The organism is Spirillospora sp. CA-142024, from assembly GCF_050942325.1.
GTDB lineage: Bacteria > Actinomycetota > Actinomycetes > Streptosporangiales > Streptosporangiaceae > Spirillospora.
The window spans coordinates 70,533-91,125 of record NZ_CP192077.1 but is presented as its reverse complement, the minus strand read 5'-3'; the positions used below and the strand labels follow the sequence as shown (position 1 = coordinate 91,125).

The window sequence follows — 20,593 nt, the reverse complement described above, 5'->3', positions numbered from 1 at the left end:
TCTACGGCCCTCCCGCCGAAGCGACATCAGCGGGGCGGGCCTCAGCACCAGCATTTGGAGAGATCACGATGACGAGCCATCTGGAACGCATCGCAGAGCGTCACCCGCGCGCAGCGGACGTCGTGCTGGTCGTGGCACTGTGTGCCTGCGTGATCTTCGGCGCCCAGATCAGCACGACCGACTCTCCCGCTCCGACCAATCTGTGGCCCGCCTGGATCCTCGCCGTCGGCAGCGCGGCCGCCGTCCTGGTCGCCCGCAGCCGCCCGCGCGTCGCGCTGGTGGTCACCGCCGCGGCCGCCGCCGTTCTGACCTCCCTGGGCAGCCTGCCCACCCCGCTGCTGCTGGCGCCCGTCATGGCCGCACTGTACTGGCTCGCCGACCTCACCGACTCCAAGACCATCGGCCTCTACGGCTACCCGACCATGGCCGTCCTGGTCGCCACCTCCCTGTCGGCCGCGCCGCTTGGTGACGACTTCGTGCTCCGGTCCATGGGCACGATCCTTTGGCTGCTACTTCCGCTGGCCCTGGGCAGGCTGAGCCGGTTCCGCCGCGCCTATCTGGAATCGGTGCAGGCGCGCGCCACCCACGCTGAACACACGCGCGAGGAGGAAGCCCGCCGCCGTGTCGCGGAAGAGCGGATGCGGATCGCCCGCGAGCTGCACGACGTGCTCGCCCATCACATGGCCGTCGCCCACGCCCAGGCCGGCACCGCCGCCCACTTCGTCCGCACCCAGCCAGAACAGGCCCACAAGATCCTCACCGACCTGGTCGTCACCACCACCTCCGCGCTCCAGGAACTCAGCGCCACCGTGGGCGTGCTACGCGAGACCGGCACCCCCGACAGCCTGGAACCCGCCCCCGGGCTGAACCGCCTTCCTCAGCTCGTGGACAGCTGCGGCTCGGCCGGGCTCACCGTCACGATCACCTCCGAAGGGCAGCCCTGGCCTCTGTCCCCGGCGGTGGACCTTACGGCCTACCGGATCATCCAAGAGGCCCTCACCAACGCCACCAAACATGCCTCCGACCACACCGCCCAGGTCCGGCTGACCTTCACGCGGGCCCACCTGCGGATCACCGTCACCAACGAGGGCACGCCGGTCACATCGGCCGTGCCCGGCGGCGGATACGGGCTGATGGGCATGCGTGAACGCGCCGCGTCCGTCGGCGGCGACCTGCAGGCCGGTCCCCGCCCCGAAGGCGGCTTCGAAGTCGCCGCCACGCTCCCGCTCCAACCCCGCACGCCGGCCGATCGAGAAGAAGTAACCCGTTGACCATCCGCGTCCTGCTCGCCGACGACCAAGCCCTGCTGCGGGGCACTTTCCGGCTCCTGATCGACTCGGTCGACGACATGGAGGTCGTCGGCGAGGCCGCCAACGGCCGCGAAGCGGTCGAGAAGGCCCGCGCCCTCCAGCCCGACATCGTCCTCATGGACGTCCGGATGCCCGACGGCGACGGCCTGGCCGCCACCCAGGCCATCTGCGACGACCCCGACCTCGCCGGCACCCGCGTGCTCATCCTCACCATGTTCGAAACCGAGGAATACGTCGCCCACGCACTCCGCGTCGGCGCCAGCGGCTTCCTCGGCAAAGCCGTCAGCACCCACGACCTGCTCGACGGCATCCGCACCATCGCCGCCGGGGAGGCCCTCCTGTCACCCGGAGCCACCCAAGCCCTGATCACACGGTTCCTCGCCACCCCCGCGACGGAAACACCGTTGACCCCAGTGGAGTCCCTCGGTGATCTCACCCCCCGCGAGCAGGAGATCACCGTCCTGGCGGCTCACGGCAAGTCCAACGATGAGATCGCCGAAGAACTCAGCCTGAGCGTCCTGACCGTCCGCACCCACATCCAGCGGGCCCTGACCAAACTCGGTGCCCGCGACCGCGCACAGCTCGTCGTCATCGCCTACCAGACCGGCCTCGTTCAACCCGCCCCACCACCGAAAGGGCGACCGTGACCAGCCAGACCCTCCCCACCAGCCCCACCGCCGCCCGCCGGCGGCCGCGCCTGGTCCTCTACCCCGAAACGCCCCTGCGCCGAGTCCGTCAGCTCATCGCCGATCTCCTCCTGCTGGCCTGGATCAGCGCCTGGGCCTGGCTGGCCGTCCACCTCCACCAGTGGGTCACCCGGCTGGGCACCCTCGGCGAAACCGTCCACAACGCCGGTCAGGACCTCGCCGACAACATCACCACCCTCCAGAACACCCTCTCCGGCCTTCCCCTCGTCGGCGACCATACCGACGAACCCCTCGCCAAAGCCGGAGCGACCGCGCAGACCATCGCCTCAGCAGGCACCGCCGAACAACGCATCATCGACGACCTGTCCATCGTGCTCGTCGTCCTGCTCCTCGTCGGCCCCGTCGCCCTGGTCATCCTGCGCTGGATACCCCGCCGCATCCGAAAGATCACCCGGGCGACCGCCACCGCCCGCCTGCGCGACCAGCCGGCAGGCATCGACCTGCTCGCTCTGCGCGCCCTCGCCAACCAACCACTGGCCAGACTCGCCAAACTCGGCCCCGACCCCGCTGCCGCCTGGCGCCAGAAGCAACCCGCCATCATCCGCAAACTCGCCGACCTCGAACTCCGCCGCCACGGACTCCGCGCAACCACCCCCGCGACCGGGAACCCATAGACATCGAAGGCCGGGCGGGTAGACAGCCGAACGAGAACAGGGTGTTGAGAATCGTTCTTGGGTCACAAGACCCACCGGAAGTCCTCATCACCAACCGCCCGAAGGCCGCAGGGTTGCCGTCACCCTCGACGACGCGGACGTCGCGTTTCGAGCCGCTTTGATGTGCCCTTCGTGCGGACTACGGAGCGTCGACGGCCCCCCGGGCACAGGGTGAACGCAACCGTGAGGCGACCGCCTGCCGCATCGGCGCCCGCAACGCCCGCTACGAACCGCGGGTCGACATCGTGGTGGTGGCGCTGGTTGCGGGGCGGTGTTCAGGGGAGCGGGTGGGGTGCCTGTGGGGTGGTGGTCCAGAAGTCGGGGTCGTGGCCGTACATGATGCGGGTTCCGGTGTCGCGCAGGGCTCGGAAGCGGTGCAAGACGTCGAGGGCTGCGTCTTCGTCGGCGATGACGCCGGGCAGGTGGAGGTGGTCGAGGGAGTGCTGGAGGTAGCAGGCGTCTCCGGCGAGGAGGTATTCGCTGGTGGTGGTGCGGACCCGGAGTGATTGGTGGCCGGGGGTGTGCCCGTAGGTGGGGATGCAGACGACGGTTCCGTCGCCGAAGACGTCGTGCTCGCCGTCGAGTTGGAGGATGGTCTGGCCGGTATCGAAGTCGGCGGCGAGGTAGCCCCGGTATTCGGCGTCGTTGGTGTGGGCTTGGGTCCATTCGCGGCGTTGGACGGCGATGTCGGCGTTGGGGAGCTGGGCGTTCCCTCCAGCGTGGTCGAAGTGCAGGTGGGAGTTGATGACCAGGTTGATGGAGGCGGGGTCGACGTCGATCGCGGTCAGCCGGGCGGTTATCTGTTCGCCCGGGGAGAAGTCGAAGTCGTGGAAGGCGTGCAGGAATTCGCCGGCGTAGGCGAGCGGGTCGGTCTGGGAGGCAGTGTTGAGGCCGCTGTCGAACACGGCGGTCCCCTTGGGGTGGACGATGAGGTAGGCGGGGATGGGCACCTTGATGGTGCCTTCGGTTCCTTCGAGCATGAAGGAGCGGGGGATGGTGAGGTGCCCGCAGGTGAGGGCGTACAGCTGGACGGTCATGGGGCGGGTTTCCTTCAGTCGCGGATGACGGCGCCGCCGTCGACGTGCAGGCACTGGCCGGTGATCTGGACGGCGTCGGAGGAGGCGAGGAAGGCGACGGCAGCGGCGACGTCGCGCGTGCTCTGGGGGCGGCCGAGCGGGGTGATGGCGCGGTAGGGCTCGAAGAAGGCCCGCGCATCTCCATCGCCGGGCGCGGGGGTGATGTAGGTGGGGTCGTGGGCACTGACCACGCGGTGGGCTTCGGCGATGATGCGGGCTTGGATGCCGGTCCACACGGCGCCTGGGCAGACTGAGTTGACGCGGATTCCCGCGGGGGCGACCTGCGGGGCCAGGCCTTTGGTGTAGCGCAGGGCGGCGGCCTTGCTGGCGGGGTAGGCGCCCAGGGTGGTGCGGGCGGCGTGCGCGGAGATCGATCCCAGGGTGACGATGGAACCCCCGCCTTGGGCGCGCATCTGGTCCGGGACTGCTTCGCAGGCGTGGTCGGTGCCGCGGACGTTGACGGCGAAGCAGCGGTCCCAATCGCGCGGGGTGTCGGCGGCGGCCTCGCGTTCCTCGGCGACCACGATGCCGGCACTGGCGACCAGGACGTCGATGCGTCCGTGCCGGTCGGCGGCGTGGCGGGCGGCGGCGTGGACGGCGTCGGCGTCGGTCACGTCCAGAACGGTGGTGCGGATTCGGGTCTCGTGTTCGGCCGCCAGTTCGGCCAGGCCTTGGGGGTCGATGTCGGTGGCCTCGACGAGGGCGCCCTGCTCGGCCAGGAGCCGCGCGACGGCACGGCCGATGCCGGATGCGGCTCCGGTGACGAGGGCAACCGAGCCGGTGTGGTCGGCGATCATGAGCGCAGTCCTTTCGGGTGGCCGTGCGTGATGGCCCGGTGGGTGAAGGTGGGGCGGGCGCCGGGGCTGGTGAGGTTCGCGGTGAGCTCGCTGGAGGGGAAGAACTGGGGGAAGCGCGCGTCGCTCTGGGATGGGTCGACGATGCTCTTCTCCAGGACCAGGGAGGCGTACTGGTCGGCGGTGGATTCCAGGGTGTTGGCGTTGAGGATCACTTCCTGGTCCCATCGGCGGGACCAGCCGGACAGGCCGGGGATGCGGGATTGCCGCGGGACCAGGCATTCGGCGGCGATGGCGTTCTCGCTGGACGCCCAGATCCCGGTGCCGGTGTTGAGGACGAGGGTCTGGTTGCCTAGCACGTGCCCCGGGGTGGACAGGAGGGCGACGCCGGGGCCTAGCAGGACGTCGCCGTCGATGGCCAGGACGTGGTCGGTGCGCAGGTCGCGGTAGGCGTCCGGCTGGTACCAGGGCTTCTGCAAGGGGTGCAGGTCGGCCATGGCCTCCAGTTCGGTGCGCTGGGCGATGAGCTTGGCGTTGGGGAACAGCGGCTCGACCGGCAGGTCCGGGCTGAGATCGGCCTGGGGACGGGTGATGCCGATCCACCGGCGGACGTCCTGGGTGTGCAGGTGGTCGAACACGAGGTAGTCGACCTCGGCTGGATCGATGCCGGCGGCGGCCAGGTGGCCGGGGACGGTGCCGTACTCGACCGCGACGAATCTGCGCAGGAAGCCGGGGGCCTTGGCGGCGAGGGCCGCGAAGTAGGGGGTGTTCCGCCCAAGGGCGATGTCACTGGGCTCGAACAGCAGGGTGCGGCGCCGCCCGCCGGGCTCGTGCCAGCGAATGATCAGCATCCGGTTGGTGATCACCAGGAAGGGAGCCGGGGTGCGCGGCGCCCGCCACAGCCCGAATCGGGTCGGGTAGGGCAGTGTGGTGAGGGGGTGGGTGGACACCAGGTCGGGGGTGCCGGTCGCGGCGAACTCGGCCCGGAACGCCCTGGCCCGCTCCCGGATCCACCTCAGCCGCGCTCCCGGTCCGCCGGGGACCGTGGAGCGGTCGGCGAAGACGTCGATCGGGGTGCCGGGCGAGGTTGCCTGCAGGGACGCGACCGCGAAGTCGGGGGCGGTCATGAGCTCACGCCCGGCAGGAGGCCGAGCTGGGAGGCGATGGAGGCGGAGTCGAAGTAGATCCGCTCGCAGGTGATCTTCCGGCCGTCGGGGCCGTCGAAGAAGAACAGCGCGACCATCGGGGTACGGAAGGTCTTGCCGGTGGCGGGGAACCCGAACAGCTCGCCCTCGTGGGTGCCCAGCAGGTCGAACTCGGCGACCACGACGTCGTCGGTGAAGTGCAGGCGCACGTTGTCGTGCCGCTGGTCGGGGAATGCGGTACGCGAACGCCGGTGGTAGGCGACCACTTCTTCGGGGCCTTGGAACACCTCGCCGGTGCCGACGAGCTCGTAGCGCGGGTGGTCCATCGTGGCCAGTGTCGCTTCGAAGTCCTTGCGGACCTCGGAGTCGAAGTGCTCGCGGATGAGCGCTTCGCGGGCCTGGCGCTGGGCCGGGGTGAGAGCCATGACATGTCCTCCTGGCGCAGGGGTGGCGATAGGCTCGATACAGAACCGAATTCAATACAGAACTGTATCCGATACGAGTATGTATTCAGATGGGGGTTGTGCATGTCAACGCCTGCTTCGCCGCCGGGCCGGGTCCGGCGCAGGCCGCGCGCCGAGATCAGGGCGGCGGTGATGGACGCCGCGATCACGTTGTTCGCCCAGCACGGGTACGGCGGGACGTCACTGGAGCAGGTCGCGGCGGCGGCGGGCTTGACGCGAGGGGCGGTGTACTCCAACTTCACGGGCAAGGAGGAGCTGCTGTTGGCTCTGCTGGGCGAGACCGTCGCCCAGCGCATCGAGCGCATCGCCCGCGCTGTGGCCCCGACGCAGACGCTGAGGGAGCAGACCCGGCAGATCGGGGAGGTGATGATCGGTGAGCTGCGCGACGGCCCCGAGCGTCATCTGCTGTTCGTGCAGTTCTGGTTGAAGGCCGTTCACGACCCGGACGCGCGCGCGTTCCTCAACGCCCACCGCGAGGAGTGCTGCGTGGTCGTCGCCACCGCGTTGGAGGAACACGCGGCCAGGTGGGGGTTCGAGCTCTCCCTGCCCGCCGCCGATCTGGCGCTGGGCCTGGTCAGCCTGTTCAACGGGTTCGGCCTGGAGCACCTGGTCGACCCGGAAACCGCCACGCCCGAACTGTTCGATCGGCTGGTCACCGCGCTGGTCCTGCCTCGCTCAGGCCTCTGAGATTCCGCGTGCCGGCGTGAGCTAGCCGCCCATGCGTCGCGGGTCGGCCGGTCGTGTGGGCGGGCCCTATGACGTCCCGTCTGCAAGCGCGGCTACAGGGCCTGGTATGCAGCGGTCAGGTACCGTCCGGCCCGGTCGAACCCGGTCAAACCACCGCTGCCCATCTTGTTCATCGTGTAAGCGAAGGTGACGCGCCGGTCCAGGTCCACCACGACGAGGGATCCGCCCCAGCCTCCCCACCAGGCGACCCGCCCGGCGGGCAGGAAGGGAGCCTGATCCACGGGCGTCAGGCCGAACCCCATGCCCCAACGCATCGGGGCACCGTTGACCAGGTCCGGGCCGTCGGCCTGCACCTCGAAGACGCGGTCGACCATCGCCTCCGACAGGAGGCGGACCCCGTCGGCGGCGCCGCCGAGAGTAAGGGCGCGCAGCAGGGTGACCAGCCCTCGCGCGTTGCTGTGCCCGTTGGCGGCGCCGATCTCGGCGCGCCGGCATTGCGGGGTGTTCACCGCTTCGGCGTCAGGGGCGGGGCCCGTCATGGTCCGGAAGGACACGGTGGTGGGGTCCAGCGTCGACAGGTCGAACGGCAACGGCCCCGGTGGTACGACGGGAGCGACCCTGCCCCAGTCCTGTTCTCGGGCGCCGAGCTGCACATCGGCGCCCAAGGGTGCGGCGAGGTCCTCGGCGACGAAGTCGGTGAGTGAGCGTCCGTCGACGCGGCGGACCAGTTCTCCCAGGAGGTGCCCCTGGCTGAGGGCGTGGTATCCGCCCGCCGTCCCGGGGGTCCACCAGGGCTGTTGGGCGGCCAACCGGGCGGTGGAGGCCCGCACGTCGTAGAGATCGGTCATGGTTATGGGCTGATCCCAGCCGGACACTCCGGAGGTGTGGCCCATCACATGCCGGACCAGGACGCTCTCCTTGCCGCTCTGGGCGAACTCGGGCCAGTACGTCGCCACGGGCGCGTCCAGGTCGATCAGACCACGGTCGGCGAGCACGAGGATGGCCAGCGCCGTCACCGTCTTGGTCGTCGAGAAGACGTTGACGATCGTCTCGCGCGTCCAAGGCGAGGTCCGCTCAGCATCGCGGTGACCGCCCCACAGATCGACCACGGTCTCGCCGTCCAGGTCCAAAGCGACGGAGGCTCCGAGCTCGTCACTTCGCAGCCCCTTCTCGAACTCGTCTCGGACTGCGTCGAACGCGTCCTTGGTGGATCCCTGTGCCGTCATCGTTCTTCCTTGTCGTTTCGGTTTCGCGGTGGGCGTCGTCTTAGGGAGGCTCGTTCCGGGGGGCGTCGGCCATCGCCGCGGCGGTGGCCGACGCGGCCGTCGTCAAAGGTCGAGCAGCTCCTCCGAGATCTTCCACAGGCGCGCGGCCGCCTCAGCGTCTGCGGCGTGCGGGGCCAGGCCATTGGGGTTGGTCTCAGAGCGCTCGATGACGTTGGAGTCGGCGAAGTAGCCACCGGAGACGGCTTCCACCAACGGTGAGGCGGCCAGCAGCACCTGGGTGGCCGCGCCCTGCTGGACGCTTTTCCACGGGGTGGCGTCGACGATCTGCTGGAGCTCCGGTGTGATCTCGACATGGCGCAGAAGGCCGGTGTCGTAGATCGCGCCGGGTTCGATGGCGTTGACGGCGATGCCGTCTGCGGCCCACCGCTTGGCGGCCTCGATCGCGAACAGAATGTTGGCGGTCTTGGACTGACCGTAGGCCTGCCACGGGTCGTAGGGGCGGTTCCGGTAGTGGATGTCCTCGAACACCACAGAGGAGGCGTGGTGGGTGGCCGAGCTGACCACGACGACGCGAGCACCGTCTGCCGCGGCGAGCGCGCCATGCAGGCCCCGGGTCAGGGCGAAGTGGCCCAGGTGGTTGGTGGCGAACTGCTGCTCCCAGCCCTGCGGGGTGCGTGTCAGCTCGGGCAGCGCCATGATGCCGGCGTTGTTGACCAGGATGTGCAGCGGGCCCCGCCACCCGCCGGTGAACGCGTCGATGGAGGTGCGGTCATCCAGGTCCAGGTGAACTACGTGCACGCCTGCGTTGCCGGTGGAGGCGGTGATGTCCTGGGCGACCTTGTTGCCGGTCTCGGTGTTGCGCACCGCCAGGGTGACCTCGGCGCCGGCCGAGGCCAGGGCGCGTGCGGTCTCGGCTCCCAGGCCGGAGGAAGCGCCGGTGACGATGGCGCGCCTGTCGGTGAGGTCGACTCCGGCGATCACCTCCTCGGCGGTGGTGTCCTTGTCGAAGGGGAGGTCGAGCTGATCGGCCATGGTGTGCTCTTTCTGTCGTGGGTGGCCGCCTGGTGTAGGCGGCGCACTCTGGGGCGAGCCGGTGGTCTGTGCGGATACCGGGTGGTCAGGGGCGGATGAAGCTGCCGCCCTCGACGTCGAACGTCGAGCCGGTCATGTACTTGCCTTCGGGCTTGGCCAAGAAGACGCACAGCCCGCCCACGTTCAGTTCGGCGTCGCCGATGCGGCCCAGCGGCAGGCTCTTGAGCAGTTCCGCGATCACCTCGGGGTGCTCGCGTTCGTAGCGCTCGGACTCGGCCGAGGCGACATAGGGGTTGATCACGTTGACGGTGATCTGGTGGCGGCCCCACTCCCGGGCGGCGATGCGAGACAGGCCACGGATCGCCTCCTTGTTGGAGCCGTAGGCACCGTGCAGCGGGATGGACTGGGTTCCGGCCCCCGAACCCATGTTGATGACGGTCCCCTGGGTCTGCTTCAGGTGCGGGAACGCTGCGACCATGTACCGCCAGGTCGCGAAGACTCCGGACTCGTAGCTGGAGATCATGTCGTCCCAGCTGATGTCCTCGATCGCGATACCGGTGCGGAACTCCTGGGCGTTGTTGATGAGGATGTCCAGGCGGCCGAACTCCGCGACGACCTGGGTGATGACGTGCCCGGCGGCGTCGTGGTCCTTGTTGTCGGCGACGATCGCGAGAACACGGGCGCCGGCGACCAGGGCCTGGAGTTCGGCCTGGGCCGATTTCAGCGCCTCGGTGTCGCGGCCGGTGATCGCGACTGCCACGCCTTCGCGGACGTAGGCGCGGGCGATCCCAAGGCCGGTGCCTTTACTGCCGCCGGTGATGAGGGCGGCCTTGCCGTTCAGAGCTGACATCTGTTGTGCCTTTCGTGGTCGGTGTGCCCGTGGGCAGCCGGGCGCGCATGAGTGACCTGGTCCTCCTCGTGCGGAGGAGTCAGGATGGGCATGGGTGAGTGCGGGTGGTCAGAGGTGCGCGGGAACGCTCACTCCGGTCAAGCGCTCGGCCTCGGCCCACAGCCGGGCCGCCACGTCCTGGTCCAGGCCCTTCTTGGTCGGCCGGGCCGGCCTGGCGGGGCCCACCAGGTTCCAGCGGGGTCCGTAGTAGCCGCCTTGGGTCGCCTGCGGGCTGGTCGCGGCGTACAGCATCGGCTCGGCACCGGCCTCGGCGCTGTGCTGCGGGGTGACCTTCCACGCGATGCGGAACAGCAGGCTCGGCTCCCCGCCCAGCCGGGGACCGGAGGCGGCGATGTTGGTGGCGGCGTTGCCCGGGTGGGCGCCGGTCGACAGCAGCGGCCAGCCGTGCTCGGTCGCGATGCGCGCGAGGTGCCGGCTCATCAGCAGGTCCGCGAGCTTGGAACGGGCGTAGGCGCGGATCGGGTCGTACTGCTCGCGCCAGTTGAGGTCGCCGAAGTCGATCTCGCCGCGGGCGGCCATACCGCTGGTCATCGTCACCACCCGCGGTGCGGGCGCGGCCAGGAGCAGCGGCAGCAACCGCACGGTGAGGGCGAACGGGCCCAGGAAGTTGCTGCCCATCTGCAACTCAAAGCCATCGACCGTCTCGTGGCGCACGGGCGGGAACATCACCCCGGCGTTGTTCAGCAGCAGGTCGAGCGGGCGGCCGTCGGCGATCAATCCGTCGGCGAACTCCTTCACCGAGGCCAGATCGGCCAGATCGATCCGGCGTACCTGAACGTCGGCGGACGGGTGCGCGGCGACGATCTCGGCGCGGGCCTGCTCGCCCTTGGCCGGCGTGCGAACCGCCAGGACGACGCTCGCGCCGGCCGCGGCCAGCCGCGTCGCCGCCGCCTTGCCGGTCCCGCTGTTGGCGCCGGTCACCACCGCGAGCCTTCCCCGCTGATCAGGAACCTGGTACATCACGAACCCCCCGTTAAAAGACTGTCGGTCTGTAATAACTCGGACCGTATCAGACCGCTGGGCTCTTAACAAGAGACCGCTGGTATGTACGATGGGGCGGTGAACTTCCAGCGCGCCCGCACCCAAGAACAGCGGACCGAGCGGCGGCGGCAGATCCTCACCACCGCGGCGGCGATGCTGACCGAGATGCCGGTCGCCAAGCTCAGCCTGAATGAGCTCAGCCGCCGCATCGGACTGGCCAAGTCCAACGTCCTGCGCTACTTCGAGTCGCGGGAGGCGGTCCTACTCGAACTGCTCGATGCCCAGGTCCAGGACTGGATCACCGACCTGGAACGCTCATACGGGCCCGCCGACGGAACCCCCCGCGAGCGCGGTGACCGGCTGGCCGACGTCCTGGCCACCTCGATGGTGGAGCGGCCCGTCCTGTGCGACCTGCTCAGCACCCAGACCGCGGTGCTGGAGCACAACATCTCCACCCAGGTCGCCATCGACCACAAACACGCCGCCAAACGCGCCATGGCCGACCTGGTCCAGTTGGTGACGCGACACGTACCCGAATTTGGCCCCCAAGGCGCGGCACAACTGGTGGAGGTGACCCTGCTGATGGCCGGCGCCGCCTGGCCCTGCGACCAGCCCACCGAGGCCCTGCAGGCCGCCTACGCCTCCGACCCCGAACTGGCCGCTATGCGCCTGAACTTCACCGACGTGGTACGCCGGACCGCGGAGGTGACCATCTCCGGCCTCCTCGCCCGCCAGCAGGAACCCCCAAGCGCGGCCCCCACACCCTGAAGCACCAGCCTCCAGCCGAGGCGATCGATCCCATCGTGACCACTCCTGCGCCCCCTCAGGACGCTGCGCGCTGCACTTGTTGCGCCCGGCCATGCCGGCGCGCCTTGTCTCCATCTGCCTGGAGTGGCGCTGGTCTCGCTGATCGAGTCGCGTGGGTCCCAAGAGGGACTACACCTCCACCGACCCCGACGCCGCCTTCTACGTCCGTGAGGGCGACCACCGCGACCCCGACCTGACGCCTTCGGCGCCGCGACCGCGCGGCCGCCGCAGAACCACGAGCAAGTTGCTGTGGGGTTACGACGCCACACTTGCTGTCGCCCGCAACCCCCACCATTACCCCGGCCCATGCCAGGCGGCTGCGGTGACCCCGACGCCCTTCCCGCACTCACCGTGGGCTTCATCCTCGACAAACCCGGGCATAGCCCCGGCGCCAACGGCATCGCCGTCCTCAACGACATCCGGCGCCGCGGGCACCCTGCAGGGGACCTCGCCGCCGACGCTGCCTACAACAACTCCACGCCCGGCGACTGGCAGATCCCCCTGCGCAAGCTCGGTTACCGGCCCACCTACGACTACCGCATCGACCAACTCGGAAAGATCGACAGCATCCACGGCGCCAACCTGGTCGAAGGAACCTGGTACTGCCCCTCGATGCCCGCCGACCTCGTCAACGCCACCATCGACCACCGTCGCAACCCCGACGACCCCAAGGCGATCGACCAGGAAACCTGGCGTGCTCGTATCGGCGCACGGACTCGATTCGCCCTGGCCCCCAAGGGCAAGCCCAACGACAACGGCCGCCAGCGGTACATGTGCCCCGCGACAGCGGGCGTGTCCAGTGCCCGCTCAAGCCCGACGGCCGCGGCACCGACCCGAGCCTGCGCGAGGTCGACCCCATACCCAGCCCCCGTAGCTCTGCGAGCAGACCAGCGTCAACATCGAAGACGGCGCCAAGCACTGGCAGCCACGGGTCGTGAGAAGCCCGGGCTGGTCACAGCGCCCGCAACCAGGGAGAGTGGAACCATGCCCTCGGCGAGGTGTTCACCCACAAGCGGGACGCATGACGCAAAGCAGTCTCGCCAGACGACTGCGACACCAGCAAGCCCGAGGACGTCAGCCAAGAAGGGGGCAAGGGGCGAAGCCCCAAGGAAGCGAAACCACGCACCCACAGCCAGGTGGTCAGCGACCGAAACCGGGAGGGGGCGTGGGGGCGGAGCCCCCACATCGGGGGTCTGGGGGTCGCCCCCCAGGCAAACACAAAGAAGGAGTGCTGGCCCACGCTTTCCGTGGGCACACCACTCCCGACTCGTTCGTGGGCGAGGAGGGATTTGAACCCTCACATCCGTTAGGACACACGGACCTGAACCGTGCGCGTCTGCCGTTCCGCCACCCGCCCATGGGTGCCGACCCGTTTCCAGGTGCCTGAAAAGGCTAGCACGGTCGCGGCAGTGGTTAGGTATCCAGGTACGCCGAGCGAACCTTCGCACCGATACGATCGTCTACCAGTGGGGAAGGGAGGTGCCCGTGGGCGTCATTCAGCGCTTCGAGCGACGGCTCGAGGGCATGGTCGAAGGAGCCTTCGCCCGTGCTTTCAAGTCCGAGCTGCAGCCGGTCGAGGTGGCCAGTGCTGTGCAGCGCGAGATGGACGATCGGGCGGCGATCGTGGCACAGGGCCGCACGCTCGTTCCGAACGACTTCGTCGTGGAGATCTCTCAGCAGGACGGGCAGCGGCTCCAGGTGTACGCCGACAGCCTGAGCCAGGAGCTGGCGAATCTCGCGCGCGAGTACGCGAAGGAGCAGGGGTACTCCTTCGTGGGACCGGTGCGCGTGCGGTTCGAGAACGCGGGGGATCTCGCCACGGGCATGTTCCGGATCAGGTCCGGGGTGATCAGGGGCTCGACGGTGGAGGGCGGGGAGATCCGCCGGCCGGTGAGCGATGTGCCGCAGGCCGGCCGGGGCGGGGCCCTCGGCGGGCATCCGCGGCTGCTGGTGACCACGGCCGTGGAGGGATCCGACACGACTCAGCGCACCTATGAGATCAATACCCCGGTCACTCTGCTTGGTCGCGGCACCGACTGCGACCTGCGTCTCGTCGACCCGGGCGTGTCCCGGCACCATGCCGAGATCCGCGTAGAAGGTCCCGAAATCGCTCTCGTGGATCTAGGGTCGACCAACGGCTCGTTCGTGAACGGGCAGCCGATCCGGCGGGTCACGCTGGTCGACGGCTCCCGGGTCACGATGGGCCGTACAACTCTTGTGTTCCGCCGCGATAGGGAGTAACCCCGACTCCGATGTCCCCATTCACCCTCACGCTGATCAAGCTGGCGTTCCTCGCGGTGCTGTGGCTCTTCGTCATCGCGGCCGTCGGTGTGATCAGGGCCGACCTCTTCGGCTCGAAGGCCGCGTCGAAGGCGGCCACGCGCGCGTCCCAGCCACGTCCCCCGAAGGCGGCCAGGCAGCCGAAACCGCCGCGCCCGCAGCGCAGCGCCCAGAGCGCCGCCCCGACGAAGCTGGTGGTCGTCCAGGGCGAGCGCGCCGGCACCGTCATCGACCTCACGGGGGTGCCCATCACCATCGGTCGGGCGAATGACTCCACGCTGGTCGTGACCGACGACTACGCTTCGAGCCGGCATGCCCGACTTTTCGCGCAGGACGGTCAGTGGATCGTGGAAGATCTCGGCTCGACCAATGGCACGTATCTCGGACGCACGAAGGTGAGCCGGCCGATGCCGGTCCCGCCGGGCGTACCGGTCCGTATCGGCAAGACCGTGATCGAGCTGCGCAAATGACTCTGGGAATCCGCTACGCCGCGCGCTCCGACGTGGGCATGCTGCGCGAGGGCAACGAGGACTCGGCGTACGCGGGCGCGCATCTGCTCGCGGTGGCCGACGGGATGGGCGGGCACGTCGGCGGCGAGATCGCGAGCGCCGCGGCGATCGAGGCGCTGCGCGCGCTCGACAAGGACCTGCCGGCGACGGAACTGCTGGCCGCGCTTGAGCACACGGTCAAGGCGGCGAACGACAACCTGCACCGCATCGTGGAGTCGGATCCGGCCCTGCAGGGCATGGGGACGACGCTGACGGCGATGCTGTGGGCGGGCAACCAGGTCGCGCTGGTGCACATCGGGGACTCCCGCGCGTACCTGCTGCGGGACGGCAGCCTGTTCCAGATCACGCACGATCACACGCTCGTGCAGTCGCTGGTGGACGAGGGCCGGATCAGCCCGGACGAGGCGGCGTCGCACCCGCAGCGTTCGCTGCTGCTGCGGGCGCTGGACGGCCGCGGCGAGGTCGATCCGGACCTGTCGCTGCGCGAGGCGAAGGTCGGCGACCGGTACCTGCTGTGCTCGGACGGCCTGTCGGGCGTCGTCACGGCGGAGACGATCTTCCAGGTGCTGACGGACGTGGACGACCCGGAGCAGGCCGTCCGGCAGCTGATCGACCTGGCTAACCGGGGCGGCGGCCCCGACAACATCACCTGTGTCGTCGCGGACGTCGTGGATCTGGAGCGGCAGCCCCCGACGGGCGGCCCCGGCCACGCGGTGGGCGCGGCGGCGAACGCTGCGCCGCCGGAGCCGCCGGGCGGCGGGACGGGCCCGAACACGACCGTGGCGGACACACCGGCGGGACGCGCCGCGCAGCTGCGCGAGACCCGCCCGCAGCCGCCGGTCGCGGTGGACGAGATGCCGCCGCCGCAGGCCGCGATGCCGATGGGCGACCCGATGGGCGCCCCGCCGGCGCCGGGCGCGATGCCGCAGGCGCCTCCGGCGCGGGCGAGGCGGGGCGGAAGCCGCCGCTGGACGTGGCTGGTCGTCGTGGCGGGCGTGGTCGTCGTCGGCGTCGTGGCGGGCGGGTTCGTGCTGCTGCAGAACGTCCGGAACGGCTACTACGTCGGCACGGAGAAGGGCCAGGTCGTCCTGTACCGCGGGACGACGCAGAAGGTGCCGGGCATCAGCCTGTCCCGCAGGGCGGCCGCGAAGGACCAGCCGAAGCAGCCGATCATGGTGGCCGACCTCCCGCAGGATCTGCAGCAGCAGGTCAAGGACACCTACACGGTGGACGGCCCGGCCGCGCTGAAGCGGCTCGAGGACGCGGTCTGCAAGTACTCGCTCGTCAACGAGGGCGGCAAGGTCACCATCGTGCGGGGCCGGGGGCAGCAGAACTGCAAGCAGGCCAAGATCAGGGCCAGCGACATCCCGGTCGACGAACTCCCCGCGCAGGACGTCACGGCGGTCGAGAAGGGCTCCCTGGTGTTCATCGGGCAGCAGGGCGCGCTGGCGAAGCTCGACGAGCTCACCGCCCACCGGACCCAGTGCAAGCAGCGCGACACGTCGATCAAGAACTGTCCCACCAGCGCAGGGGGCACGTAGATGCACTCGATCGGCGAGCAGATCAGGGCGCACCTGCCGTACCAGCGCCGCAACGCGGCCTCGCTGGCACTGCTGATCTTCGCGATGGTCCTGACGCTGTCGGCGTTCGCGGAGGTCGGGCTGGCCCGGGACGGGAACATCCCGGGCGGCCTGTTCGTGTACGGCGGCGGCCTCGTGGTGATGGCGTTCGCCGCCTACTTCGTCCAGGCGAAGTTCACCCCGTACGCCGATCCGCTGCTACTGCCGCTGGCGGTCGGGCTGAACGGCATCGGACTGGCGATGATCTACCGGCTCGACCTGGACACCAGCCACGACCGCAAGGCCGCCGCGCTGGCCGGCAAGAAGCTCGTGGCGGACGCCGCGGACGCGCCCGGCCAGCTGATGTGGACGTTCGTCGGCATCGGCCTGTTCGTCGCCGCCGTGCTGATCATGCGGGACACCAGCAAGCCGGACGCCCCGCTGTCGTTCACGCCGAAGACCGCGCAGCGCTACACGTACCTGATCGGCCTCACCGCGGTCATCCTCCTGCTGCTGCCGATCGTCCCCGGCATCGGCCAGTCGATCAACGGCGCCCGGGTGTGGATCTCCGTGGGCCCCTTCTCGGTGCAGCCGGGCGAGTTCGCGAAGCTGCTGCTGGTCGTGTTCTTCGCCGGCTATCTGGTCAACAAGCGGCAGGCGATGTCGCTGATCGGCAAGAAGCTCGGCCCGATCAGCCTGCCGCGGGCCCGCGACCTCGGCCCGATCATGGTGATCTGGTTCTTCTGCCTGGGCGTCCTGTTCATGCAGAAGGACCTCGGCACCGCGCTGCTGTTCTTCGGCCTGTTCGTGTCGATGCTCTACATCGCGACCCAGCGCGTCTCCTGGGTGGTGATCGGTATCGGGCTGCTGGCGGTGGGCGTGTTCATCGCGACCCTGCTGCCGTTCATGGGCCACGTGAACCAGCGCATCGACATCTGGCAGAACCCGAAGCCGTACTTCGACGGCGGCTGCCTGCTGGAGAACGGCAAGGTCGTCCCGGTCAACCCCGACACCGACATCTTCAAGAAGTACAAGGCGCAGGGCGACCTCTCGCCGGGCTTCTCCGCCTGCGCCGAACTCGGCGGCGAGTACTCCGACAGCGCGCAGCTGATGAAGGGCCTGTTCGCACTGGGGCAGGGCGGGGTGCTCGGCACCGGCCTCGGCCAGGGCGAGCCGTGGCGCACGCCGCTGTCGTTCAGCGACTTCATCTTCGACTCGCTGGGCGAGGAGCTCGGGCTGACCGGGCTGATGGTGTTGCTGCTGATATACGCGTTGATCGTGCAACGCGGGATGAAGACCGCCGTGGCGGCCCGGGACCCGTTCCTGAAGCTGTTCGCGGGCGGTGTGTCGTTCGTGCTGGCCCTCCAGGTCTTCGTGATCGTCGGAGGCGTCACACGGCTCATCCCGCTCACCGGCCTGACGACCCCGTTCCTGTCCCAGGGCGGGTCGTCGCTGATGGCCAACTGGATCCTGATCGCGATTCTGGTGCGGATGAGCCACGACGCGCGCAAGCCGGCCCCGCAGGCGATCCAGGACGAGGGCATGACCCAGATCGTGAGCACGAGGTGAGTTCCTCCCCATGAATATGGACAAGCCGGTCCGGCGGGTGGCGATCTTCGCGCTGCTGCTGTTCTTCGGGCTGATGGCGCAGATCAACTACGTCCAGGGCAGCGAGGCGGAAGATCTGCGGACCGACTCCAACAACAGCCGGCAGTACGCCGACGTCTTCAACTCGCCGCGCGGCCAGATCTCCGCGGGCGGCGAGGTGCTGGTGACGTCGAAGGAGACCGGCAAGGACAACCCGAAGTACGGCCGCACCTACAAGGACGGGGCGATCTTCGCGCCGGTCACGGGGTACTTCAACGGGAACGCCACGCAGGTCGAGCGGGCCTACAACTCGCTGCTCGGCGGCAAGGACAAGCGGATCACGCAGCAGCGCTGGTTCGACACCTTCATCGGCAAGAAGGCCGAGGGAGCGAACGTCGAGCTGACGATCGACCCGCAGGCGCAGCGGACCGCGTACGAGCAGCTGAAGGCGCGGACGGCGCCGGGCCGCCGCGGCGGCGCCGTGGTGATCGACGTGGAGACGGGCGCGGTGAAGGTGGCGGCGTCGTGGCCGTCGTTCGACCCGAACGAGGTCGCGCCGCAGACCGGTGAGAAGGGCGGGAAGCGGCTGGAGGAGCTGGACAAGGGCGACGGCGTCGTCAAGCCGCTGGTCGACAACGCCATGAGCCAGACGTTCCCGCCCGGTTCGTCGTTCAAGGCCGTGGTGTCGGCGATCGGTATGCAGAAGCTCGGCCTCAACAGCTCGTCGACGGTGAACACCGGGCAGCTGATCCTGCCGGAGTCGGGCCGTCCGCTGCCGAACTCGCACGACAGCGGCAGCTGCGCCGGTTCGGCGCCGCTGCGGGGCGCGTTCGCCGAGTCCTGCAACACCTCGTTCGCGAAGATGGCGCTGGACCTGGGCATCGAGGAGCTGCACCAGGGCGCCGAGCCGTTCGGGTTCGGCAAGCACGTCCAGCTGGAGCCCGACATGTACGCGGCGGAGAGCGACATCCCGGTGTCGGTCAAGGACGCCAAGGGCAACACCATCCCGACCGGCAAGGACGGGACGGCCCGGTCCGGCATCGGCCAGGAGAACGTGCGGGCCACCCCGCTGCAGATGGCGATGGTCGCGTGCTCGATCGCCAACGGCGGCAAGATCATGAACCCGTACGTGGTGCAGAAGGTCCGTGCCAAGGACCAGAGTGAGCTGTACAACGCCTCCCCGAAGGAGTTCGGCGAGGCGATGACCGGCGACCAGGCCGACCAGCTGGAGGACATGATGCGCGCGGTGGTCTCCGAGGGCACCGCGAAGAACCTCCAGGGCATGCGGATCGCCGGCAAGACCGGTACCGCCGAGCAGGGGCCGGGCAACCCGAACGCCAACTGGTTCGTCGGGTTCAGCCCGACGCAGAACCCGAAGTACGCGTTCGCGGTGATGACCGAGGCCCCGGGCTCCGGCGCCGCCAACGCCGGCCCCATCGCGGGGGCGATCATGGCTAAGGTCCTGCAGAAGTGAGCACGGGCCTCGTCCTGAACGACCGGTACCGGCTGCTGGAGCGGCTGGCGATCGGCGGGATGGGCGAGGTCTGGCGCGCGGACGACGAGGCCGCCGGCCGGCCGGTGGCGGTGAAGCTGCTCCGGCTGGAGCTCGGGTCGGACATGCGGGCGCGGGGCCGGTTCGAATCGGAGGCGCGGTTCGCGGCGGAGCTGCGGCATCCGGGGATCGCGCGGGCGTTCGACTACGGCGAGCAGGCCGGCCGGACGTTCCTGGTGATGGAGCTGGTGCCGGGCGAGCCGCTGGACGAGATCCTGGCGCGCGACGGCGGGCTGCCGCTGGAGGCCGTCCTCGACCTGGTCGTGCAGGCGGGGCGGGCGCTGACGGTCGCGCACGAGGCCGGGATCGTGCACCGGGACGTCAAGCCGGCGAACCTGATGGTTTCCCCGGACGGCACCCTGAAGATCACCGACTTCGGGATCGCCCGGCGGCTGGCGGCGGCGTCGCAGACCCAGACCGGAATGGTCATGGGGACGGCGCACTACATCTCGCCGGAGCAGGCGCAGGGCCATGAGCTGTCCCCGGCGGCGGACCTCTACTCGCTGGGCGTGGTGGCCTACGAGTGCCTGACGGGGGCACCGCCGTTCGACGGGCCCACGCCGGTGGAGGTGGCGCTCAAGCACGTCCGGGACGCGCCCGCCGAGCTGCCGCGCCGGGTTCCGGCCGCCGCCCGTGAGCTGATCATGGAGATGCTGGCGAAGGAGCCGCGGAACCGTCCGGCCGACGCGGAGACGGTCGCCGCCCGGGCGCTGGGGATCCGGGCGTCCCTGGCCACAGGCCACGCGAGGCCCTCCTCGACCGACGGGGATCGCACCGCTCCGCGGCCGTCCGAGATGTCGGAATTTGACGACGGCCGGGTGCCGGATAACCTCACCAACGGGTCAGCGCCCGGGCAACGGCGCCCGGCACTGGCGTTCGCGTCGGTGGCCGCCGTACTGCTGGTCTGCGTCATCGTCGTCGGCTCCCTGTGGAAAGGGCTCGCCTTCGCCGGCTCCGGCAAGGACGAGCGGGATCCGCCCGCCGCTCCTGCCACCCGGCCGGCCGGAGGCGAGATCGTCGAAGACCCGGCGGCGAGTCCCGGCACCGTCCCGCCAAGGCGGAAGGCACGAAGCAGGGAGAGGCCGGCTGTCCCTCCACGGCATCGGACACATAGGATCCGTCCGTCAACGCGTGGGGCGTACGAGGCGTCCCCTTCACGTAAGCCATCCACGAATCCGCCCCGGGCGACTCCCACCGCCCCTGAGCCGACACCCATCCCGACGGAGAGCACCACGACTCCGTCAACTCCGAGCCCGGATCCCCCTCCCGCAGAGGACGGGGGGCTAGGTTCAGGAGACAAGGTGTAGACGTACG

At 69.7% G+C, this 20,593-nt stretch carries 19 protein-coding genes and 1 tRNA gene; 11 read left to right on the top strand and 9 right to left on the bottom strand.

Features of this window, described 5'->3' with window-relative positions; genetic code table 11:
- Window positions 1-68 precede the first annotated feature (68 nt).
- From ACQPZP_RS00450 to ACQPZP_RS00440, 3 genes are read left to right on the top strand one after another with little or no spacing between them, the layout of a single operon-like run.
- Complete coding sequence (locus ACQPZP_RS00450) at window positions 69-1,271, top strand: sensor histidine kinase (protein WP_433475618.1); 1,203 nt, start codon at window positions 69-71, stop codon at window positions 1,269-1,271.
- On the top strand, window positions 1,268-1,957 hold the full coding sequence (locus tag ACQPZP_RS00445; RefSeq protein WP_433475617.1) for a response regulator: 690 nt from the start codon (window positions 1,268-1,270) through the stop codon (window positions 1,955-1,957). The genes ACQPZP_RS00450 and ACQPZP_RS00445 overlap by 4 nt, the downstream gene beginning before the upstream one ends.
- Window positions 1,954-2,631: a hypothetical protein gene (locus tag ACQPZP_RS00440; protein ID WP_433475616.1), complete on the top strand. Its 678-nt coding sequence runs from the start codon at window positions 1,954-1,956 to the stop codon at window positions 2,629-2,631. Before ACQPZP_RS00445 ends, ACQPZP_RS00440 begins: the two co-directional genes overlap by 4 nt.
- 314 nt (window positions 2,632-2,945) lie before the next feature.
- On the opposite strand, the gene ACQPZP_RS00435 is transcribed toward ACQPZP_RS00440, so the two are convergent.
- From ACQPZP_RS00435 to ACQPZP_RS00420, 4 genes are read right to left on the bottom strand one after another with little or no spacing between them, the layout of a single operon-like run.
- The gene (locus ACQPZP_RS00435; RefSeq protein ID WP_433475615.1) at window positions 2,946-3,707 is read right to left on the bottom strand and encodes an N-acyl homoserine lactonase family protein; all 762 of its coding nucleotides are present in this window, start codon (window positions 3,705-3,707) and stop codon (window positions 2,946-2,948) included.
- A 14-nt stretch (window positions 3,708-3,721) separates the two neighbouring features.
- Window positions 3,722-4,543 carry an SDR family NAD(P)-dependent oxidoreductase gene (locus tag ACQPZP_RS00430; RefSeq protein ID WP_433475614.1) on the bottom strand — a complete coding sequence of 274 codons (822 nt, stop codon included), beginning with the start codon at window positions 4,541-4,543 and terminating at the stop codon, window positions 3,722-3,724.
- Window positions 4,540-5,667 carry a hypothetical protein gene (locus ACQPZP_RS00425; protein ID WP_433475613.1) on the bottom strand — a complete coding sequence of 376 codons (1,128 nt, stop codon included), beginning with the start codon at window positions 5,665-5,667 and terminating at the stop codon, window positions 4,540-4,542. The genes ACQPZP_RS00430 and ACQPZP_RS00425 overlap by 4 nt, the downstream gene beginning before the upstream one ends.
- The gene (locus ACQPZP_RS00420; protein ID WP_433475612.1) at window positions 5,664-6,110 is read right to left on the bottom strand and encodes an ester cyclase; all 447 of its coding nucleotides are present in this window, start codon (window positions 6,108-6,110) and stop codon (window positions 5,664-5,666) included. The genes ACQPZP_RS00425 and ACQPZP_RS00420 overlap by 4 nt, the downstream gene beginning before the upstream one ends.
- Window positions 6,111-6,212: 102 nt before the next feature.
- On the opposite strand from ACQPZP_RS00420, the gene ACQPZP_RS00415 reads away from it, so the two are divergent.
- Complete coding sequence (locus ACQPZP_RS00415) at window positions 6,213-6,836, top strand: TetR/AcrR family transcriptional regulator (protein WP_433475611.1); 624 nt, start codon at window positions 6,213-6,215, stop codon at window positions 6,834-6,836.
- 92 nt (window positions 6,837-6,928) lie between these two features.
- Here ACQPZP_RS00415 and ACQPZP_RS00410 read toward each other — a convergent pair whose 3' ends face one another.
- The 4 genes from ACQPZP_RS00410 to ACQPZP_RS00395 all read right to left on the bottom strand — a co-directional run bounded on the left by ACQPZP_RS00410 (window position 6,929) and on the right by ACQPZP_RS00395 (window position 10,964).
- Entirely contained in the window at window positions 6,929-8,062 is a 1,134-nt protein-coding gene (locus ACQPZP_RS00410; protein WP_433475610.1) for a serine hydrolase domain-containing protein, read from the bottom strand.
- 102 nt (window positions 8,063-8,164) lie between these two features.
- Window positions 8,165-9,094 (bottom strand): SDR family NAD(P)-dependent oxidoreductase, encoded by a 930-nt coding sequence (locus ACQPZP_RS00405; RefSeq protein ID WP_433475609.1) that lies wholly within the window; start codon window positions 9,092-9,094, stop codon window positions 8,165-8,167.
- An 85-nt stretch (window positions 9,095-9,179) separates the two neighbouring features.
- Complete coding sequence (locus ACQPZP_RS00400) at window positions 9,180-9,944, bottom strand: SDR family NAD(P)-dependent oxidoreductase (protein ID WP_433475608.1); 765 nt, start codon at window positions 9,942-9,944, stop codon at window positions 9,180-9,182.
- Between the two features lie 108 nt (window positions 9,945-10,052).
- On the bottom strand, window positions 10,053-10,964 hold the full coding sequence (locus tag ACQPZP_RS00395; RefSeq protein ID WP_433475607.1) for an SDR family oxidoreductase: 912 nt from the start codon (window positions 10,962-10,964) through the stop codon (window positions 10,053-10,055).
- Window positions 10,965-11,063: 99 nt separating this feature from the next.
- Between ACQPZP_RS00395 and ACQPZP_RS00390 the strand changes: the two genes are divergently transcribed.
- Complete coding sequence (locus ACQPZP_RS00390) at window positions 11,064-11,753, top strand: TetR/AcrR family transcriptional regulator (RefSeq protein ID WP_433475606.1); 690 nt, start codon at window positions 11,064-11,066, stop codon at window positions 11,751-11,753.
- A gap of 1,313 nt (window positions 11,754-13,066) precedes the next feature.
- Here the strand turns inward: ACQPZP_RS00390 and ACQPZP_RS00385 are convergent.
- Window positions 13,067-13,149, bottom strand: a tRNA-Leu gene (locus ACQPZP_RS00385).
- A 128-nt stretch (window positions 13,150-13,277) separates the two neighbouring features.
- Here ACQPZP_RS00385 and ACQPZP_RS00380 point away from each other — a divergent pair.
- From ACQPZP_RS00380 to ACQPZP_RS00355, 6 genes are read left to right on the top strand one after another with little or no spacing between them, the layout of a single operon-like run.
- Entirely contained in the window at window positions 13,278-14,033 is a 756-nt protein-coding gene (locus tag ACQPZP_RS00380; protein WP_433465565.1) for an FhaA domain-containing protein, read from the top strand.
- Between the two features lie 11 nt (window positions 14,034-14,044).
- The gene (locus ACQPZP_RS00375) at window positions 14,045-14,542 is read left to right on the top strand and encodes an FHA domain-containing protein FhaB/FipA (protein WP_433475605.1); all 498 of its coding nucleotides are present in this window, start codon (window positions 14,045-14,047) and stop codon (window positions 14,540-14,542) included.
- On the top strand, window positions 14,539-16,122 hold the full coding sequence (locus ACQPZP_RS00370; RefSeq protein ID WP_433475604.1) for a Stp1/IreP family PP2C-type Ser/Thr phosphatase: 1,584 nt from the start codon (window positions 14,539-14,541) through the stop codon (window positions 16,120-16,122). Before ACQPZP_RS00375 ends, ACQPZP_RS00370 begins: the two co-directional genes overlap by 4 nt.
- The gene (locus ACQPZP_RS00365; RefSeq protein ID WP_433475603.1) at window positions 16,123-17,709 is read left to right on the top strand and encodes an FtsW/RodA/SpoVE family cell cycle protein; all 1,587 of its coding nucleotides are present in this window, start codon (window positions 16,123-16,125) and stop codon (window positions 17,707-17,709) included. It begins immediately after the preceding gene.
- 10 nt (window positions 17,710-17,719) lie between these two features.
- On the top strand, window positions 17,720-19,201 hold the full coding sequence (locus ACQPZP_RS00360; protein ID WP_433475602.1) for a peptidoglycan D,D-transpeptidase FtsI family protein: 1,482 nt from the start codon (window positions 17,720-17,722) through the stop codon (window positions 19,199-19,201).
- On the top strand, window positions 19,198-20,586 hold the full coding sequence (locus tag ACQPZP_RS00355) for a serine/threonine-protein kinase (RefSeq protein ID WP_433475601.1): 1,389 nt from the start codon (window positions 19,198-19,200) through the stop codon (window positions 20,584-20,586). Before ACQPZP_RS00360 ends, ACQPZP_RS00355 begins: the two co-directional genes overlap by 4 nt.
- Window positions 20,587-20,593: the final 7 nt, after the last annotated feature.

What these genes read in the sequence shown, in the direction of transcription:
- ACQPZP_RS00450 (WP_433475618.1), top strand. Translation starts at nt 69, where the DNA reads ATGACGAGCCATCTGGAACGCATCGCAGAGCGTCACCCGCGCGCAGCG.
- ACQPZP_RS00435 (WP_433475615.1), bottom strand. Translation starts at nt 3,707, where the DNA reads ATGACCGTCCAGCTGTACGCCCTCACCTGCGGGCACCTCACCATCCCC.
- ACQPZP_RS00430 (WP_433475614.1), bottom strand. Translation starts at nt 4,543, where the DNA reads ATGATCGCCGACCACACCGGCTCGGTTGCCCTCGTCACCGGAGCCGCA.
- ACQPZP_RS00425 (WP_433475613.1), bottom strand. Translation starts at nt 5,667, where the DNA reads ATGACCGCCCCCGACTTCGCGGTCGCGTCCCTGCAGGCAACCTCGCCC.
- ACQPZP_RS00420 (WP_433475612.1), bottom strand. Translation starts at nt 6,110, where the DNA reads ATGGCTCTCACCCCGGCCCAGCGCCAGGCCCGCGAAGCGCTCATCCGC.
- ACQPZP_RS00415 (WP_433475611.1), top strand. Translation starts at nt 6,213, where the DNA reads ATGTCAACGCCTGCTTCGCCGCCGGGCCGGGTCCGGCGCAGGCCGCGC.
- ACQPZP_RS00410 (WP_433475610.1), bottom strand. Translation starts at nt 8,062, where the DNA reads ATGACGGCACAGGGATCCACCAAGGACGCGTTCGACGCAGTCCGAGAC.
- ACQPZP_RS00405 (WP_433475609.1), bottom strand. Translation starts at nt 9,094, where the DNA reads ATGGCCGATCAGCTCGACCTCCCCTTCGACAAGGACACCACCGCCGAG.
- ACQPZP_RS00400 (WP_433475608.1), bottom strand. Translation starts at nt 9,944, where the DNA reads ATGTCAGCTCTGAACGGCAAGGCCGCCCTCATCACCGGCGGCAGTAAA.
- ACQPZP_RS00395 (WP_433475607.1), bottom strand. Translation starts at nt 10,964, where the DNA reads ATGTACCAGGTTCCTGATCAGCGGGGAAGGCTCGCGGTGGTGACCGGC.
- ACQPZP_RS00375 (WP_433475605.1), top strand. Translation starts at nt 14,045, where the DNA reads ATGTCCCCATTCACCCTCACGCTGATCAAGCTGGCGTTCCTCGCGGTG.
- ACQPZP_RS00370 (WP_433475604.1), top strand. Translation starts at nt 14,539, where the DNA reads ATGACTCTGGGAATCCGCTACGCCGCGCGCTCCGACGTGGGCATGCTG.
- ACQPZP_RS00365 (WP_433475603.1), top strand. Translation starts at nt 16,123, where the DNA reads ATGCACTCGATCGGCGAGCAGATCAGGGCGCACCTGCCGTACCAGCGC.
- ACQPZP_RS00360 (WP_433475602.1), top strand. Translation starts at nt 17,720, where the DNA reads ATGAATATGGACAAGCCGGTCCGGCGGGTGGCGATCTTCGCGCTGCTG.